This is a genomic window from Salmonella enterica subsp. arizonae, assembly GCF_008692845.1.
Taxonomy (GTDB): Bacteria; Pseudomonadota; Gammaproteobacteria; order Enterobacterales; family Enterobacteriaceae; genus Salmonella; species Salmonella arizonae.
In genome coordinates this window covers 84299-101233 of record NZ_VXJW01000003.1, presented here as the reverse complement: position 1 = coordinate 101233, position 16935 = coordinate 84299, and the positions used below count along the sequence as shown (strand labels likewise).

19 protein-coding genes and 1 pseudogene are annotated in these 16935 nt (G+C 52.3%); 16 read left to right on the top strand and 4 right to left on the bottom strand.

Translation table 11 applies throughout. From position 1 onward, the window contains the following. The first annotated feature begins 5 nt into the window (after window positions 1-5). The 8 genes and pseudogenes from F4V61_RS07670 to hisP all read left to right on the top strand — a co-directional run bounded on the left by F4V61_RS07670 (window position 6) and on the right by hisP (window position 6379). Window positions 6-1334, top strand: coding sequence for an amino acid permease (locus tag F4V61_RS07670; protein WP_232081983.1), 1329 nt, complete (start codon window positions 6-8; stop codon window positions 1332-1334). A gap of 26 nt (window positions 1335-1360) precedes the next feature. Beyond that, a complete protein-coding gene (locus tag F4V61_RS07665; protein WP_000825687.1) occupies window positions 1361-1930 on the top strand; it encodes a UbiX family flavin prenyltransferase in 570 nt (189 codons plus the stop codon). Window positions 1931-2216: 286 nt separating this feature from the next. Further along, window positions 2217-2999: a lysine/arginine/ornithine ABC transporter substrate-binding protein ArgT gene (argT, locus tag F4V61_RS07660; RefSeq protein WP_079781734.1), complete on the top strand. Its 783-nt coding sequence runs from the start codon at window positions 2217-2219 to the stop codon at window positions 2997-2999. Window positions 3000-3236: 237 nt separating this feature from the next. Then, window positions 3237-4019, top strand: coding sequence for a histidine ABC transporter substrate-binding protein HisJ (hisJ, locus tag F4V61_RS07655; RefSeq protein ID WP_000731869.1), 783 nt, complete (start codon window positions 3237-3239; stop codon window positions 4017-4019). Window positions 4020-4064: 45 nt separating this feature from the next. Then, window positions 4065-4141 (top strand): annotated as a pseudogene (locus F4V61_RS22810) (hypothetical protein); the annotation flags it as partial. A 60-nt stretch (window positions 4142-4201) separates the two neighbouring features. Then, the gene (locus F4V61_RS07650) at window positions 4202-4888 is read left to right on the top strand and encodes a histidine ABC transporter permease HisQ (protein WP_079781735.1); all 687 of its coding nucleotides are present in this window, start codon (window positions 4202-4204) and stop codon (window positions 4886-4888) included. Further along, window positions 4885-5592 (top strand): histidine ABC transporter permease HisM, encoded by a 708-nt coding sequence (hisM, locus tag F4V61_RS07645; protein ID WP_079781736.1) that lies wholly within the window; start codon window positions 4885-4887, stop codon window positions 5590-5592. The genes F4V61_RS07650 and hisM overlap by 4 nt, the downstream gene beginning before the upstream one ends. Window positions 5593-5605: 13 nt before the next feature. Beyond that, window positions 5606-6379 carry a histidine ABC transporter ATP-binding protein HisP gene (gene hisP, locus F4V61_RS07640; protein WP_024131805.1) on the top strand — a complete coding sequence of 258 codons (774 nt, stop codon included), beginning with the start codon at window positions 5606-5608 and terminating at the stop codon, window positions 6377-6379. Between the two features lie 40 nt (window positions 6380-6419). On the opposite strand, the gene F4V61_RS07635 is transcribed toward hisP, so the two are convergent. Then, complete coding sequence (locus F4V61_RS07635) at window positions 6420-7313, bottom strand: TIGR01777 family oxidoreductase (protein ID WP_079781737.1); 894 nt, start codon at window positions 7311-7313, stop codon at window positions 6420-6422. A 129-nt stretch (window positions 7314-7442) separates the two neighbouring features. Next, window positions 7443-8090: a GSH-dependent disulfide bond oxidoreductase gene (gene yfcG, locus F4V61_RS07630; protein WP_000566566.1), complete on the bottom strand. Its 648-nt coding sequence runs from the start codon at window positions 8088-8090 to the stop codon at window positions 7443-7445. A 142-nt stretch (window positions 8091-8232) separates the two neighbouring features. Here yfcG and yfcF point away from each other — a divergent pair, with 142 nt between their 5' ends. From yfcF to yfcD, 3 genes are read left to right on the top strand one after another with little or no spacing between them, the layout of a single operon-like run. Further along, a complete protein-coding gene (gene yfcF, locus F4V61_RS07625; RefSeq protein WP_079781738.1) occupies window positions 8233-8877 on the top strand; it encodes a glutathione transferase in 645 nt (214 codons plus the stop codon). Window positions 8878-8932: 55 nt separating this feature from the next. Then, window positions 8933-9484: a phosphodiesterase gene (gene yfcE / locus F4V61_RS07620; RefSeq protein ID WP_000772462.1), complete on the top strand. Its 552-nt coding sequence runs from the start codon at window positions 8933-8935 to the stop codon at window positions 9482-9484. A gap of 57 nt (window positions 9485-9541) precedes the next feature. Then, on the top strand, window positions 9542-10096 hold the full coding sequence (gene yfcD, locus F4V61_RS07615) for an NUDIX hydrolase YfcD (protein ID WP_000230212.1): 555 nt from the start codon (window positions 9542-9544) through the stop codon (window positions 10094-10096). A gap of 5 nt (window positions 10097-10101) precedes the next feature. On the opposite strand, the gene F4V61_RS07610 is transcribed toward yfcD, so the two are convergent. Continuing rightward, window positions 10102-11121, bottom strand: coding sequence for a LacI family DNA-binding transcriptional regulator (locus F4V61_RS07610; RefSeq protein WP_000026939.1), 1020 nt, complete (start codon window positions 11119-11121; stop codon window positions 10102-10104). A gap of 252 nt (window positions 11122-11373) precedes the next feature. Between F4V61_RS07610 and F4V61_RS07605 the strand changes: the two genes are divergently transcribed. The 5 genes from F4V61_RS07605 to F4V61_RS07585 all read left to right on the top strand — a co-directional run bounded on the left by F4V61_RS07605 (window position 11374) and on the right by F4V61_RS07585 (window position 15356). After that, entirely contained in the window at window positions 11374-11817 is a 444-nt protein-coding gene (locus F4V61_RS07605; RefSeq protein ID WP_000901816.1) for a PTS sugar transporter subunit IIA, read from the top strand. A gap of 81 nt (window positions 11818-11898) precedes the next feature. Further along, window positions 11899-12171: a PTS sugar transporter subunit IIB gene (locus F4V61_RS07600; protein ID WP_000699818.1), complete on the top strand. Its 273-nt coding sequence runs from the start codon at window positions 11899-11901 to the stop codon at window positions 12169-12171. A gap of 20 nt (window positions 12172-12191) precedes the next feature. Then, complete coding sequence (locus tag F4V61_RS07595; RefSeq protein WP_038395133.1) at window positions 12192-13583, top strand: PTS ascorbate transporter subunit IIC; 1392 nt, start codon at window positions 12192-12194, stop codon at window positions 13581-13583. Next, window positions 13580-14410 carry a transketolase gene (locus tag F4V61_RS07590; protein WP_001103274.1) on the top strand — a complete coding sequence of 277 codons (831 nt, stop codon included), beginning with the start codon at window positions 13580-13582 and terminating at the stop codon, window positions 14408-14410. Before F4V61_RS07595 ends, F4V61_RS07590 begins: the two co-directional genes overlap by 4 nt. After that, a complete protein-coding gene (locus F4V61_RS07585; protein WP_000593040.1) occupies window positions 14403-15356 on the top strand; it encodes a transketolase family protein in 954 nt (317 codons plus the stop codon). The genes F4V61_RS07590 and F4V61_RS07585 overlap by 8 nt, the downstream gene beginning before the upstream one ends. A gap of 48 nt (window positions 15357-15404) precedes the next feature. Here the strand turns inward: F4V61_RS07585 and yfcC are convergent, their stop codons facing one another. Further along, window positions 15405-16925 carry a putative basic amino acid antiporter YfcC gene (gene yfcC, locus F4V61_RS07580; RefSeq protein WP_012209949.1) on the bottom strand — a complete coding sequence of 507 codons (1521 nt, stop codon included), beginning with the start codon at window positions 16923-16925 and terminating at the stop codon, window positions 15405-15407. Between the last annotated feature and the right edge of the window lie 10 nt (window positions 16926-16935).

The following is a 16935-nucleotide window of genomic DNA, read 5'->3' as shown; positions in this document are numbered from 1 at the left end:
TGCTGATGATGTCGCTGGGCGGCACGATTGGCACCGGCTTATTTATCGGCATTGCCGAACCGTTAAGCAGCGTCGGGCCAGCGGGAGCCTTACTGGCCTATCTGTTTGCCGGAGCCATTATGCTGGCGACGATGATGTGTCTTGGCGAATTATCATGCGCCTTCCCGCACTCCGGCTCATTTCAACATTATGCTCTGATGTTTATGCCGTCACCTGTCTGGAGCTATACCATTGGCTGGCTTTACTGGTTTAGCTGGGTCTTTTCCCTTGCGGCCGACCTCACTGCCGCAGGGTTTATTGCCCACCAGTTTTTCCCCGCGGTTCCGGTATATATTTTCTGCCTGGCGATTCTGCTCATCCTGACGGTCATCAATTTCACCTCCGCAAAAAGTTTTGGTGAATGCGAATACTGGCTTTCGGCCATTAAAGTTTTCGCTATCGTACTGTTTATCTGTGCGGGCGGGGTGATGATCTATTCGCTAATGGGCCATAGTGACTGGCACCCGACGTTAAAAACCAATGGAATGTGGTTTCCCCACGGTTGGGAGCAGATTGTGGTCTGCATGACGATTGTGATTTACTCCTTCCAGGGGGTGGAACTGGTAGGAAATGCGGCAGGGGAGACAGAATCGCCGCACGCTATTTTACCGAAAGTGATCCTGGGGATCGGTCTCAGAATCATTTTGTTTTACGGCCTGGCGATTGCGGTGCTGGCGCTGGTCTATCCGCATAAACTGGCGCCAAATGGACAAAGTCCCTTTGTATGGGTATTCTCCCACGCGGGCATTCCGGGGGCGGATACGCTGATGACGCTGGTGATCTTTTCCGCCGCGGTTTCTGCCGCTAACTCGGCCATTTACGCCCGTTCGCGTATGTTATGGTCTATGGCGGGCGATCGCTTTGCGCCAGCCTGCTTCGGTAAAACGAACGGCGGCGGCGTGCCGGTGTATGCTATTTTAATCACGGTCTTGCTGGCGTTGGTGTCGTTGCTGACCCGCTATATTCCCGCGCAGCAATTTTATTTATATCTGATCGCCAGTACCGGGCAGGTGGGTTGCCTTGCATGGATAACCATTGGATGGTGTCAGTATCGCTTCCGGCAATCGGTGTGTAATGGAACCTACGCCAGCGATTTGCTACGCTATCGATCGCCGCTTTTCCCCTGGACGGCCCGGTTTGTCATTATCACCAATTTTGCCATTATGGTCGGTACCTGGTTTAGTGAGCAGGGGGGAGTGATAATGTTGGTTGAGCTGGCTTTTATGACAGGGATTCTTTTGTCATGGTATCTCTTCAGACCCACTTTGAGCCGATTACGTAACACAGTGGGATGAACGGCGCTCGTAAACGGTAAGAGAACATGAAACGACTTATTGTAGGAATAAGCGGCGCCAGCGGAGCGATTTATGGCGTGCGCTTATTACAAATTTTGCGCGATGTCGAGAGCGTGGAAACGCATCTGGTGATGAGCCAGGCGGCCCGGCAAACGCTGGCGCTGGAGACCCATTTTTCATTGCGCGAGGTGCAGGCGCTGGCTGACGTGACGCACGATGCGCGCGATATTGCCGCCAGTATTTCTTCGGGCTCTTACCCGACGGCGGGAATGGTTATCCTGCCTTGTTCCATTAAAACGCTTTCGGGGATTGTCCACAGTTATACTGACGGACTGCTTACCCGCGCGGCGGATGTGATATTAAAAGAGCGGCGACCTCTGGTGCTGTGTGTGCGCGAAACGCCGCTACATATCGGGCATTTGCGTTTAATGACCCAGGCCGCTGAGATAGGCGCGGTGATTATGCCGCCGGTTCCGGCCTTTTATCATCTTCCTAAAACCCTTGATGATGTTATAAATCAAACTGTTAATAGGGTTCTGGATCAGTTTGATATTCCACTTCCGCATGATCTTTTTGTTCGTTGGCAGGGCGCATAGCGTTGTCTGTTTAGCGTGCAATGTTGTCCCTGTTGCCCTGTTTCAGGGCAATTTTGTAACCGCGATCATATCCTCAACATTTAATTCGTTAAAAGCCGCCGAAACGCTGCGGTTCAACCGTCATTCCTGCTATCTTCAACATTAGGACAATATTGCAACTTTTTATTAACAAATTTAACGTCCAATCGTTCCGCTGACGTGAAAATGGCATAAGACCTGCATGAAAAAGTCTGTAAACACAACACCACGTAAAACATAAGAAAATGACGCTACCTGAGGGGGATGTATGAAGAAGACCGTTCTCGCTTTGTCTTTGCTGATAGGTTTGGGCGCGACGGCGGCCAGTTACGCCGCGCTCCCGCAAACGGTTCGTATAGGAACGGATACCACCTACGCGCCTTTCTCATCGAAAGATGCCAAAGGCGACTTCGTTGGCTTTGATATCGATCTCGGAAATGAAATGTGTCAGCGTATGCAGGTGAAATGTACCTGGGTCGCCAGCGACTTTGATGCGCTTATTCCCTCACTGAAAGCGAAAAAAATCGATGCCATTATTTCATCGCTCTCTATTACCGATAAACGCCAGCAGGAAATTGCGTTTTCCGACAAACTTTACGCGGCGGATTCACGCCTGATTGCGGCAAAAGGTTCCCCCATTCAGCCGACGCTGGAATCGCTGAAAGGCAAGCATGTCGGCGTGTTGCAAGGGTCAACGCAAGAGGCTTATGCCAATGATAACTGGCGCACGAAAGGTGTGAATGTAGTGGCTTATGCCAACCAGGACCTTATCTATTCCGATTTGACCGCTGGTCGGCTGGATGCCGCATTGCAGGATGAAGTCGCCGCAAGCGAAGGCTTCCTGAAACAGCCAGCGGGCAAAGAGTATGCGTTTGCCGGCCCTTCCGTTAAGGATAAAAAATACTTTGGCGACGGGACGGGGGTTGGGTTGCGCAAAGACGATACCGAGCTAAAAGCCGCGTTTGATAAAGCGCTGGCCGAACTGCGTCAGGACGGGACTTACGACAAAATGGCCAAAAAGTACTTCGATTTTAATGTCTACGGCGATTGAGATAAGGGGACAGCGCACCGTGTTTGGGAACTATCACGGTACAAAATAGATATTTTGCACTTTTTTGGTGCATAAGCCGTTGCGGAACAGGTGCATAAATGCATACTTAATCGATTTTTATGCAAAATAAACCGGCTGACGAGGTAGAATGCTTTGCCTTGTCGGTCTGATTAATGGCACGATAGCCGCATCGGGTCTGAAAAGATCTCCTATAAAGACAGTCTGTTGAGGATAGTTATGAAAAAACTGGCGTTATCCCTTTCCCTGGTGCTGGCATTTTCCAGCGCTACCGCAGCATTTGCCGCTATTCCACAAAAAATTCGTATTGGTACCGATCCGACTTACGCGCCGTTTGAATCCAAAAATGCACAAGGTGAATTGGTCGGTTTTGATATCGATCTGGCCAAAGAACTGTGCAAACGTATCAACACACAGTGTACGTTCGTGGAAAACCCGTTGGATGCGCTGATTCCGTCTTTAAAAGCGAAGAAAATTGATGCCATCATGTCCTCGCTATCGATCACTGAAAAGCGCCAGCAAGAGATTGCGTTTACCGACAAGCTTTATGCCGCTGATTCCCGTCTGGTGGTTGCGAAAAACTCTGATATCCAGCCGACCGTCGCATCGCTGAAAGGCAAGCGCGTTGGCGTGCTACAGGGGACGACGCAGGAGACCTTCGGTAACGAGCACTGGGCGCCGAAAGGAATTGAGATCGTCTCTTACCAGGGGCAGGACAATATTTATTCCGATCTGACGGCTGGACGTATCGATGCAGCCTTTCAGGATGAGGTCGCGGCCAGCGAAGGTTTCCTTAAACAGCCTGTCGGAAAAACCTATAAATTCGGCGGCCCGTCGGTGAAAGATGAGAAGTTATTCGGCGTAGGAACCGGTATGGGACTGCGTAAAGAGGATAACGAGCTGCGTGAAACGCTGAACAAAGCGTTTGCTGAAATGCGTGCTGACGGTACTTACGAAAAGCTGGCGAAAAAGTACTTTGATTTTGATGTTTATGGCGGTTAATCACCGTCGGTGCAGATAAAGCCCAAAGAATATTGATCGTCTTCATTGCCTGATGGCGCCGCGCTTATCAGGCCTACGGGGAGCGTCGTAGGCCGGATAAGGCAACGCCGCCATCCGGCAGAATGAGAGGCAAAAATGCAAAAGAGGCTTCTTACTTCACCACACACAACAGGACAGGCTGCATGTTGTACGGGTTTTCAGGCGTAATTTTACAGGGCGCGCTCGTCACGCTGGAACTGGCGCTCAGTTCTGTGGTGCTGGCCGTGCTTATAGGTCTCGTCGGCGCGGGGGCGAAGCTTTCGCAAAACCGGGTAACGGGGCTCATTTTTGAAGGGTATACCACCCTGATCCGCGGGGTGCCTGATTTGGTATTAATGTTGCTGATATTCTACGGATTGCAAATCGCGCTTAACGTGGTGACCGATTATCTGGGTATCGACCAGATTGATATTGATCCGATGGTGGCCGGTATTATCACACTTGGTTTTATCTACGGTGCCTATTTTACCGAAACCTTTCGCGGCGCGTTTATGGCGGTGCCGAAAGGCCATATCGAAGCGGCGACGGCTTTTGGTTTTACCAGATGGCAAACGTTCCGGCGGATTATGTTCCCGGCGATGATGCGTTACGCCCTACCGGGGATTGGCAATAACTGGCAGGTGATACTCAAAGCGACGGCGCTGGTGTCGCTGTTGGGCCTGGAAGATGTCGTCAAAGCCACGCAGCTTGCCGGTAAAAGCACCTGGGAGCCTTTCTATTTCGCCGTGGTCTGTGGACTTATCTACTTGGTATTTACCACCGTCTCTAATGGCGTGCTGCTCTTACTTGAGCGTCGTTATTCCGTGGGCGTGAAGAGGGCCGATCTGTGATTGAGATTATTCAGGAGTACTGGAAATCCCTGCTGTGGACGGATGGCTATCGTTTTACCGGCGTGGCGATTACTCTGTGGCTGTTAATTTCATCGGTGGTGATGGGCGGCATTCTGGCGGTGATTCTGGCGGTGGGCCGCGTTTCCAGCAATAAATTCATCCGTTTTCCCATCTGGCTGTTTACGTATATTTTTCGCGGCACACCGCTGTATGTACAGCTACTGGTGTTCTATTCGGGGATGTATACGCTGGAAATAGTGAAAGGCACTGACCTTCTTAACGCGTTTTTTCGCAGCGGGTTGAATTGTACCGTACTGGCGCTAACGCTGAATACCTGCGCGTACACCACGGAGATTTTCGCCGGGGCGATTCGTTCGGTGCCGCACGGTGAAATTGAAGCTGCAAGGGCGTATGGCTTCTCGTCATTTAAAATGTATCGCTGCATTATTTTGCCGTCGGCATTACGTATCGCCCTGCCTGCCTACAGCAACGAAGTGATTTTAATGCTGCACTCTACGGCGCTGGCGTTTACCGCGACGGTGCCGGATTTGTTGAAAATCGCCCGTGATATTAACTCAGCGACTTACCAGCCGTTTACCGCGTTTGGCATTGCCGCCGTGTTGTATTTACTCATTTCGTATGTCCTGATAAGCCTGTTCCGCCGGGCGGAAAGACGCTGGTTGCAGCACGTTTCCTCTAAATAATTCGAGTAACATGATGTCAGAAAATAAATTAAACGTTATCGATTTGCACAAACGCTACGGCGGTCATGAAGTGCTAAAAGGGGTATCTTTGCAGGCCAGCGCTGGAGATGTGATTAGCATCATCGGTTCGTCCGGTTCCGGTAAAAGCACCTTTTTGCGCTGCATTAACTTCCTCGAAAAACCGAGCGAAGGCGCGATTATCGTGAACGGTCAGAATATTAATCTGGTGCGTGACAAAGACGGGCAGCTCAAAGTTGCGGATAAAAATCAGCTACGTCTGTTGCGTACCCGTCTGACGATGGTGTTTCAGCATTTTAACCTCTGGAGCCATATGACGGTGCTGGAAAATGTGATGGAAGCGCCGGTTCAGGTACTGGGATTAAGCAAGCACGACGCGCGGGAGCGGGCGCTGAAATATCTGGCGAAGGTCGGGATTGATGAGCGCGCTCAGGGCAAATATCCTGTCCATCTCTCAGGCGGTCAACAACAGCGCGTTTCTATTGCGCGCGCGCTGGCGATGGAACCTGACGTTTTACTGTTCGATGAACCCACTTCGGCGCTCGATCCTGAACTGGTCGGCGAAGTCTTACGCATCATGCAACAACTGGCGGAAGAGGGGAAAACGATGGTCGTGGTCACGCATGAAATGGGCTTCGCCCGCCATGTCTCTTCGCACGTTATTTTTCTGCATCAGGGGAAAATTGAAGAAGAAGGCGAGCCGGAACAGGTGTTCGGCAATCCGCAAAGCCCGCGTCTACAGCAGTTCCTGAAAGGTTCGCTGAAATAAAAGAGGCCCGGTGCTTACCGGGCGGGATTAGGCGTCGGGGCTAGCGAATCACATCCGCCAGCGCCTCTTCTAAATCATACCAGCGAAACGCGAATCCGGCGGCTTCAAGCCGTTTTGGCAACGCCCGCTGTCCGCCCAGTACCAACACTGACGACTCTCCCATCAATAAGCGAATTGCCGTCGCCGGAATGCGAATAATTGCCGGGCGGCGCAGCGCGCGTCCCAGCGCATGAGCAAACTGTTCATTATGGACGGGATACGGCGAGACCATATTGAAAGGACCGCGAAGATCGTTATCCAGCAGCCACAGGATGCCGTTGACCATATCGTCAATGTGAATCCAGGGCAGATATTGTCGACCATTACCCACTGGGCCGCCGAGACCGAGGCGGAACGGCGGAACCATTTTCCCCAGAATCCCGCCTTGCGGCGCCAGTACGACGCCGGTACGCAGCAGGCAGACGCGGGTCTGATCGCTCTGCGCGCGACAGGCAATCTGCTCCCAGAGGGCGCAAAGTTTATGCGTAAATTCATTGTGCGGCGGTTCGTCTTCAGTGACGACAACGTCGCCCAGATCGCCGTAATAGCCCGTGGCGGAACCGGATATCAACACCGCAGGCGGCGTTGCGCTGGCATGAATTAAATCCACCAGCTTTTGCGTGATAGCCCAGCGACTTTGGCACAGCCGTTCTTTTTGCTGCGGCGTCCAGCGTTTGTCGGCAATCGGTTCGCCAGCCAGATTGACGATGGCGTCAATTTCATTGAGGTGCTCACGTTCCGCTAGCCCTTTCCATAATGCCACTCTGGAATCGAAAATCTGACGCGCATTGTAGGGATTGCGCGTAACGACTGTCACCTGATGTCCCAGTGTTAACAGATGAGGAATTAGATGACGCCCAATCAGGCCTGTACCGCCGGTAATCAGAATCTGCATATGACCTCCAGAGTATTGAGGTTTTCCTCTTCCCTAATGCCAGGTTTTTAATACAAATAATAGCGTCAGGCTCTGCCATTGCAGGTTTGTTCCATAAACCTCCACATCATACATGAAAATAGTGCCGCGTTACTCTTCCGTACTGTTACAGTGCAGTTGCGCTTTTAACATAGCGCGCGCTGTCGCAGGACGCGTGCGAATGCGTTCAAACCAGTTATACACTGCAGGGTATGTATCAAGGTCAATTCGCTGACGCTGATGCGCGTTGACCCACGGCCAACTGGCGATATCCGCAATACTATAGTGGTCGCCGCCCAGCCACGGGGAGGCTTCCAGACGTTTATTCAGTACGTTGTATAAGCGTTGCGTTTCCACCTGATAGCGTTCAATTGCATAGGGGATCGTCTGCGGCGCAAAGTGGTTAAAGTGATGGTTCTGGCCCAACATCGGCCCTAACCCGCCGACCTGCCAGAACAGCCACTGTAGCGTGATATGGCGTTCACGCAGCTCCCCGCTAAGCAGTTTGCCGCTTTTTTCCGCCAGGTAGAGAAGAATTTCACCGGACTCAAAAAGACTCAGCGGTTGGCCGCCGTCTGCCGGGGCGTGATCGACGATGGCAGGAATTTTATTATTGGGAGAGATAGCCAAAAAATCAGGGCGAAACTGATTGCCCCTGCTGATATCCACTTTTAGCAAACGATACGCCAGCTCCGCCTCTTCCAGAAATAGCGTTATTTTATGCCCGTTGGGCGTGGGGGCGTAGTAAAGGTCAATCATTTTGGCTCCTGCATTTGCGTAAACAGTCTGGGCTGAATTAAGTATAGAAAGCCTCCAGACGTGTGTGAGTTTTCATCAGGTGACAGTAGGCGAAAGACGCTATATTTTGGGGAGAAACCTAATACGCCCTCAAGAGGACATTATGAGTAAGCCTGTTATTGTGCTGTGGTCGGATGCGAGCTTTTTCTCTCCCTACGTATTGTCCGCCTGGGTGGCGTTACAGGAGAAAGGCCTTTCCTTTATGCTGAAAACCCGCGATCTGGGCAAGGGAGAGCATCTGCAACCTTCCTGGCGGGGATATGCGCTGACGCAGCGCGTACCGGTGCTTGAAACAGATGATTTTGAGCTGAGCGAATCGTCCGCTATTGCGGAATACCTGGAGGAGCGTTTCGCGCCGCCGCAGTGGGAACGTATCTACCCGCACGATTTACAAAAGCGTGCCCGCGCGCGACAGATTCAGGCGTGGCTACGCAGTGATTTACTGCCTCTTCGCGAAGAACGGCCAACCGATGTAGTGTTTGCCGGGGCGAAAAAAGCGCCGCTAAGCGAGGCTGGAAAAGCCAGCGCGGCAAAACTGTTTGCGACGGCTGAAGCGCTATTGGGGCAGGGGACGCAAAATTTATTTGGCGAATGGTGCATTGCTGATACCGATCTGGCATTGATGATCAATCGTCTGGCGCTGCATGGCGATGACGTGCCGGCGTCTCTGGCGGAGTATGCGACGTTCCAGTGGCAACGTGCTTCCGTACAGCGTTTTGTTGCGCTTTCCGCGAAGCGTTCAGGCTGAAAATCTATTCATATTCCAGTATGATAACGTCGTTTTTCACAACAAGGAGTGAGCGATGAAACTGATGTTCGCATCGGACATTCATGGTTCTTTACCCGCTACGGAACGCGTGCTTGAACGGTTCGCGCAAAGCGGCGCGCGTTGGCTGGTGATATTGGGCGACGTACTTAACCACGGGCCGCGAAATGCGCTGCCTGAAGGCTATGCGCCCATCCAGGTTGCCGAGCGCCTGAACGCGGTAGCGACGCAGATTATTGCCGTGCGCGGCAACTGCGATAGCGAAGTGGATCAGATGCTGCTGCATTTCCCGATAACTGCGCCGTGGCAGCAAATATTGACGCAAGAGAGGCGGCTATTTTTAACACATGGGCATCTCTTCGGACCGACGAACCTGCCCGCGCTGAATGCTGGCGATGTAGTGGTTTATGGTCATACGCATCTGCCGGTGGCGCAGCAGCAGGAAGGGTTGTATCACTTTAATCCAGGGTCAGTAAGCATCCCGAAAGGCGGGTATACGGCAAGCTATGGCATCCTGGATGATAATGTGTTGAGCGTAATCGCACTCAATGATCAAAGTATCATTGCGCAGGTCGCGATTAATTCGTAATTTACTTCACAAACATAAATGCGCCGTAAGAGCGCCAGAAAATAAGAAGGTTTCCTGATGGTGGAACAGCGTCGTTTGGCAGGTACGGAATGGGTGGATATTGTGAATGAAGATAATGAAGTCATTGCACAGTCCAGCCGGGAACAGATGCGTGCGCAACGCTTACGACATCGTGCGACGTATATCGTCGTTCACGATGGTATGGGTAAAATTCTGGTGCAGCGTCGTACCGAAACAAAAGATTTTTTGCCCGGTATGTTAGATGCTACCGCAGGCGGCGTGGTCCAGGCGGATGAGCAGCTACTGGAATCTGCCCGCCGCGAAGCGGAAGAAGAGTTGGGTATTGCAGGCGTGCCGTTTGCCGAACACGGTCTGTTTTACTTTGAAGACCAATATTGTCGGGTCTGGGGCGCGCTGTTTAGCTGCGTTTCCCACGGGCCTTTCGCGCTTCAGGAAGATGAAGTCAGCGAAGTCTGCTGGTTGACGCCGGAAGAGATCACCGCGCGCTGTGATGAATTTACGCCGGACTCGCTGAAAGCGCTGGCGCTGTGGATGACCCGCAACGCCAAAAACGAAGCCGCGCTTCAGGAGAAACCGGAAGAGACGGAATAAGCGTCTTAACAACTTTCCCGCATACATAAACTGGAAGCGATGGATTTTCTATCGCTCCAGTTTCCCTGATTTAATCTTTCCAGTAGCGCCCGTCCGGCTTCGCTGCCAATCTTACGATGCGGTACGGTCATCGTCGTTAACGGCGGCTGGCATACCCGGCTAACATCGCTATCGCCAAACCCGACAACCGCTAAATCGTCCGGGACTTTGATACGACGTCGTTGGCACTCGTATAACACGCCGCAGGCCAGCTCATCCGAGACGCATACCAGCGCGTCCAGCTCCGGCCACGCCAGTAAAAACTCCGGCAGTTGCGACGCGCCGGTAGAAAAATTGGGCGGCAGGGCGGCATTGATAACCCTGCTGGGCGACATATGGTAGCGCAGCATCGCTTTGTACCAGCCGTGCAGATGTTGCTGAAAAATCCACTGCTCCTGATTGGCGCACAGCAGTCCGATATTCTGATAACCGCGCTGAATCAGCATTTCCGTCAGCTCATACATAGCCGCAACGTTATCAATACCGATATTCATATCAATAGGATCGCTGCGAATAGCGCCCATCTCCATCACCGGAATAGAAGCATTTTTCAGCCACTGGCGCACGGTATCGCTATGTTCGACGCTAAGAAGAATAGCCGCGGCAATGTTGGAAGCTAGCAATGTTTCGAGCAGCTTCTCCTCTTGTTCCACGCGATGCTGTGATTCCGCCAGCATGATCTGGTAGCCCGCAGGCTGTAAAATCTGTTGCAGTCCGGCGAACATTTCAGAACACCCCGCTTCCGCAAGGTTTGGAACGACCATCGCGATGGTGTGCGATGAAGCAGATGCCAGCGCGCTGGCGGCGAGATTAGGCATATAGCCCAGCTCATGCACTGCCGCTTCGATTTTTTCCCGGAGTTTAGCAGAGACCTGATCTGGCGTTCGTAAGGCTCGTGATACGGTCATCGTGCCTACACCGGCAAGTTGGGCTACATCGGCGATAGTGACTTTACCGGTACTGCGCCGTTTACGGGGTATCGACATACAAATTCCTGCGTCATTACAACATGTTGAGATGCTTTTTTATTGTCGTTCTTTGCTTCGCATGATTGGCAGTATACGCCTTAAATCCTCTTTTTTGCTGTGATTTCACACGATGATTTTAATTTGATAGCGCTATCACAATTCTGAGTAATAGTCTCTGGTAGCGCTATCTTTGTGATAACGATCGCAGCTAATATCGAATGGCTTGAATAAAGTTTGTTCATAATTTGATACACCGTGGGGGCGAATAACATGCTGGGAACCTGGTTATCTGACGCAACCATCACGCTACAGGAGAGCGTGGAAACGTGGCAGCAGGCGCTGGAAATTTGCGGCAAACCCCTGCTGGACGCAGGCGTTATCACACCGGAATACATTACGGCGATTGTTCAGCAGCACCAAAAGCTTGGGCCGTATTATGTATTAGCGCCGGGGTTAGCGATGCCGCATGCGAGGCCGGAAGAGGGGGCGAAAGGGTTAGGTTTATCGTTACTGAAACTACAGCGCGGCGTTTCATTTGGCGCAGACGAGTTCGATCCGGTTGACATCATTATTATGCTGGCGGCGCCTGATAAGCACAGTCATATCGAAATGATATCGGCGCTGGCGGAATTATTTTCCAGTGATGTAGATATGGAAAAATTACATCAGGCAAAAAACCTGGAGGACATTAAAAAGATTATTGACCGTTTCTGATTTTATTACATTTCTTTTGCTGTAAATAACATCGCGCCCGTGCGTGATGCAGACCGACTCTACTTTTAAAAGGTGACAATAATGAAAATCATGGCAATTTGCGGTTCCGGCCTGGGTAGTAGTTTTATGGTAGAAATGAACATTAAAAAAGTATTAAAGAAACTCAATATTGACGCCGAGGTGGAACACTCCGATCTCTCATCGGCCACGCCCGGGGCCGCCGATCTTTTTGTAATGGCCAAAGATATCGCGGCCAGCGCCAGCGTACCGGAAAGCCAACTGGTGGTGATCAATAACATCATCGACATCAACGAACTGGAAACGCAACTGCGCGCATGGTTCGCTAAACAATAATTTTTGCTGGCGAGGTGGATATGTTTATCCTTGAAACGCTGAATTTTGTTGTTGATATTTTAAAAGTGCCATCGGTGCTTGTAGGGTTAATTGCTCTTATTGGTCTGGTGGCGCAAAAAAAAGCGTTTTCCGATGTGGTAAAAGGCACGATTAAAACTATTTTAGGTTTTATTGTGCTTGGCGGCGGCGCAACCGTACTGGTGGGTTCATTAAACCCGCTGGGTGGTATGTTTGAACACGCTTTTAATATTCAGGGCATAATTCCTAATAATGAAGCGATAGTCTCAATCGCGCTGGAGAAATATGGCGCGTCCACGGCGTTAATTATGGCATTTGGTATGGTGGCCAATATTGTCGTGGCGCGCTTTACGCGTCTTAAATATATCTTTTTGACCGGGCATCACACCTTTTACATGGCCTGTATGATTGGCGTAATCCTGACCGTCGCGGGTTTCGAGGGCGTAGGGCTGGTATTCACCGGATCGCTGATCCTGGGACTGGTGATGGCCTTCTTCCCGGCGTTGGCCCAGCGCTATATGAGGCGGATTACCGGCACCGATGACATTGCGTTTGGTCACTTTGGTACCCTGGGATATGTGCTTTCCGGCTGGATTGGCAGCCTGTGTGGTAAAGGCTCCCGCTCCACGGAAGAGATGAACCTGCCGAAAAACCTCAGTTTTTTGCGCGACAGTTCTATCTCAATTTCGCTGACCATGATGATTATCTATCTGATCATGGCAGTCAGCGCAGGGCGTGACTATGTCGAAGCGACGTTTAGCGGTGGGCAAAACTATCTGGTGTACGCCATCATCATGGCGATCACCTTCGCCGCCGGCGTGTTCATCATTCTACAAGGCGTTCGTCTGATTCTGGCGGAAATTGTTCCGGCCTTTACCGGTTTTTCAGAAAAACTGGTGCCAAACGCACGTCCGGCGTTGGACTGTCCGGTGGTGTATCCCTATGCCCCTAACGCGGTGCTGATTGGCTTCCTGTTCAGCTTCCTCGGTGGACTGGTGGGACTTTTCCTGCTCGGACAGATGAAGCTTGTGCTGATCCTGCCTGGCGTAGTGCCGCACTTCTTTACCGGCGCGACCGCAGGCGTCTTTGGCAATGCCACCGGCGGTCGTCGTGGCGCGATGATCGGCGCATTTGCTAATGGGTTATTAATCACTTTCCTGCCAGTGCTGTTACTGCCGGTTCTCGGCGCGATCGGCTTCGCCAATACCACGTTCTCGGATGCTGACTTTGGCGCAATCGGTATTGTGCTGGGCAACCTGGCGCGTTATCTGTCGCCGATGGCTATCACGGGGCTGGTGGTGGCGCTATTCGCGCTACTGGTGGCGTACAACGTGTTGGCCAAAAACAAAAAAGCGAATGCCGAAGTGCAGGAAAATAGCGGAGCGAAAGAATGAACGTAACCGAAATCACCCAACTGGCGCGCGAGATTCGCGTCGCCACGCTCAAATCCTTAACCCATCTTGGCTTTGGTCACTATGGCGGCAGCATGTCGGTAGTAGAAACTCTGGCGGTTCTGTACGGCGCGGTGATGAAAATCGACCCTGCCGACCCGGACTGGCCGGAGCGTGATTACTTCGTGCTGTCGAAAGGCCATGCGGGCCCCGCCTTGTACAGTACCCTGGCGATTAAAGGCTATTTCCCGCGCGAAGAGCTGAATACGCTTAACCAGAACGGCACCCGTCTGCCCAGCCATCCGGATCGGCTAAAAACGCGCGGCGTGGACGCCACGACCGGCTCACTGGGACAGGGCATCTCTATCGCGGGCGGTATGGCGCTGTCGCATAAACTGGCGCGGCGACCCAACCGGGTATTTTGCATTGTCGGCGATGGGGAGTTGAATGAAGGGCAGTGCTGGGAGGCGTTTCAGTTTATTGCCCACCACCGCCTGAATAATCTGACCGTTTTCATTGACTGGAACAAACAGCAGCTTGACGGCGAGCTGGAGGAGATTATCAATCCGTTCGATCTGGAAGGGAAATTCCGCGCGTTTGGTTTCGATGTCGTCACCGTCAAAGGCGATGATATCGCCGGACTACTGGCGGTCGTTCAGCCAGTGCCGCCCGCCGATGCCCAACCACGGGTAGTGATCCTTGACAGCATTAAAGGGCAGGGGGTGCCATGCCTGGAACAGTTAACGAATTCTCACCATTTACGCCTGACGGATGATATGAAGCAGACGCTCAATGAGGCCATTCATCAACTGGAGGTCACGCATGATTAAGCTTGCGCCCGCAGGGCTTAAAGATAATATCGAAATGCGCAAAGTTTACGCCGGTTTTGTCGCCAGGCAGATTGAGGCAGGAAGCCCAATTATTGCGCTTGAGGCTGATTTAATGAGCTCGATGGCGATGGACAGCGTGGCGCGTGACTACCCGCAGCATGTCATTAACTGCGGTATTATGGAGGCAAATGTGATTGGCACTGCGGCGGGACTGGCGCTGACCGGTCGTAAACCGTTTGTGCATACCTTTACCGCTTTTGCCAGCCGTCGCTGTTTTGATCAGCTTTTTATGGCGCTGGATTATCAGCGTAACAACGTCAAAGTGATCGCCTCAGATGCCGGGGTGACGGCGTGCCATAACGGCGGCACCCATATGTCTTTTGAAGATATGGGGATTGTTCGCGGTCTGGCGCACTCCGTCGTACTGGAGGTGACGGATACGGTGATGTTCGCGGATATTTTACGCCAGCTAATGGACCTGGACGGTTTTTACTGGCTGCGTACCATCCGTAAGCAGGCGCCGAGTATCTATGCGCCAGGCTCTACCTTTACCATTGGCAAGGGCAACGTACTGCGCGAGGGCGATGATATTACGCTTATCGCTAACGGCATTATGGTGGCGGAGGCGCTGGAGGCGGCGCGCCAACTGGAGCAGGAAGGCGTGAGCGCCGCAGTTATTGATATGTTCACCTTAAAGCCTATCGATCGCATGTTGGTGAAAAACTACGCGGAAAAAACGCGGCGTATCGTCACTTGTGAAAACCACAGCATCCATAATGGGTTGGGGTCAGCGGTGGCGGAAGTACTGGTGGAAAACTGCCCGGTGCCGATGCGCCGTGTTGGCGTCAAAGAGCGGTATGGGCAGGTAGGAACGCAAGATTTCTTACAAAAAGAGTACGGACTCACCGCCGCAGCGATTGTAGAAGCAGCGAAATCAATGCTTTAATCATGGAGATATTGCCGGATGACGCTGATGCTCATCCGGCATTTTGGATCAATGATAGCCCATCATCTGCGCGCCAATGACGACTACACTGGACATAATAAACAGCAGTCCCAGCAGCGACGCCCCCACTTTAAGCCAGTTGCGAAAATCGACCCGGCACACGCCCAGCGTGGCCATCAGCGAGGCCGATGTCGGATAGATAATATGGCTGAAGCCATCACCAAACTGGAAGGCCAGGACCGTCACCTGACGGTTAACGCCGACCAGATCGCCGAGCGGCGCCAGCAATGGCATGGTTAACGCCGCCTGACCCGAACCGGACGTCACAAAGAAATTAAATACCGCCTGGAAGAGCAGCATAAACCAGGCGGCGATAGCATTATTAAGCCCGCTTATGCCATGCGCGATACTATTAAGCAGCGTATTAAGCACGCTGGGTTCTCCGGCTTCGCCGTTGCCTACCAGCAGCAGAATGCCTTTGGCAAAACCGACCAGCAGCGCGGGCGCGATCATCATTCTCGCCCCTTCGGTAAATGAGGACGCCATTACGTTGACTGTCATTCCGTTGAGGCGGAAGATAACGCCGATGAGGCCGATCACCACGCCCATGGTGAAAAACTGGCTGGCGATCTCCGGAATAAACCAGGCGTGGACAATCACGCCCCAGACGACCCAAATCATTACGCCGGTCAGGACCAGCAGTACCAGCCAGTCACCGAAGGTGAAAGGGCGCTGGACGACTTCATCCTGCTGTTCGCGGAAATAGCGATCGGATTCGTGGACGCGTGAGAGCTGCGGATTCTTTTTCACGCGTGAGGCGTAAACCAGGGTAAAAACCAGTCCAATCAGCGTGGCGACAATCCAGACCACAATACGCAGCCCGGAGCCGGAAAGTACCGGCACGCCGGCAATCCCCTGGGCGACGACCACGCAGAAGGGGTTCATCCACGAACTGGCAAAGCCAATTTGGGTGGCGATATAAGTCACCAGGACGGTGGTAATGCTGTCGTAGCCTAGTCTGACCATCAGCGGGGCAATGATAATCGCAAAGGCGACCGCCTCTTCCCCCATGCCGAATACTGCGCCCCCTAACGAAAAGAGAACAAACAGCACCGGAATAAATAAAACTTCGTTACCCCGCGTGTGGCGAATCAGCGCCAGAATGCCGTTATCTACGGTTCCGGTACGCATCACGATGCCGAATGCGCCGCCAATCACCAACATAAACATAATGATGCCGACGGCAGTGCCGAATTTTGAGCCGGACGTTAACCCTTCAAATGGAAAATTCATTAGCCCCGGCCTTTCATCGCCGGTAGTGAAAAATTGTACGCGATGATACTGCGCTTCACCGGCCTCATTGGTCACAATGCGAAAAGAGTGTGGATCGACGACTTTCCGGGTTTTTGTCTGGCCATCGACCTGATACTGCACCTCCTGGCTATCAAACATCCCAACGGGTACGACCCATGTGGCGATACTGGTTAAAATGGCGACAAAAAAGATGATGACCAGCGTATCGGGCATCGCCCATTTTCTGGCTGGTTTTGATTCTGTGACGACAGACATGACGGACTAT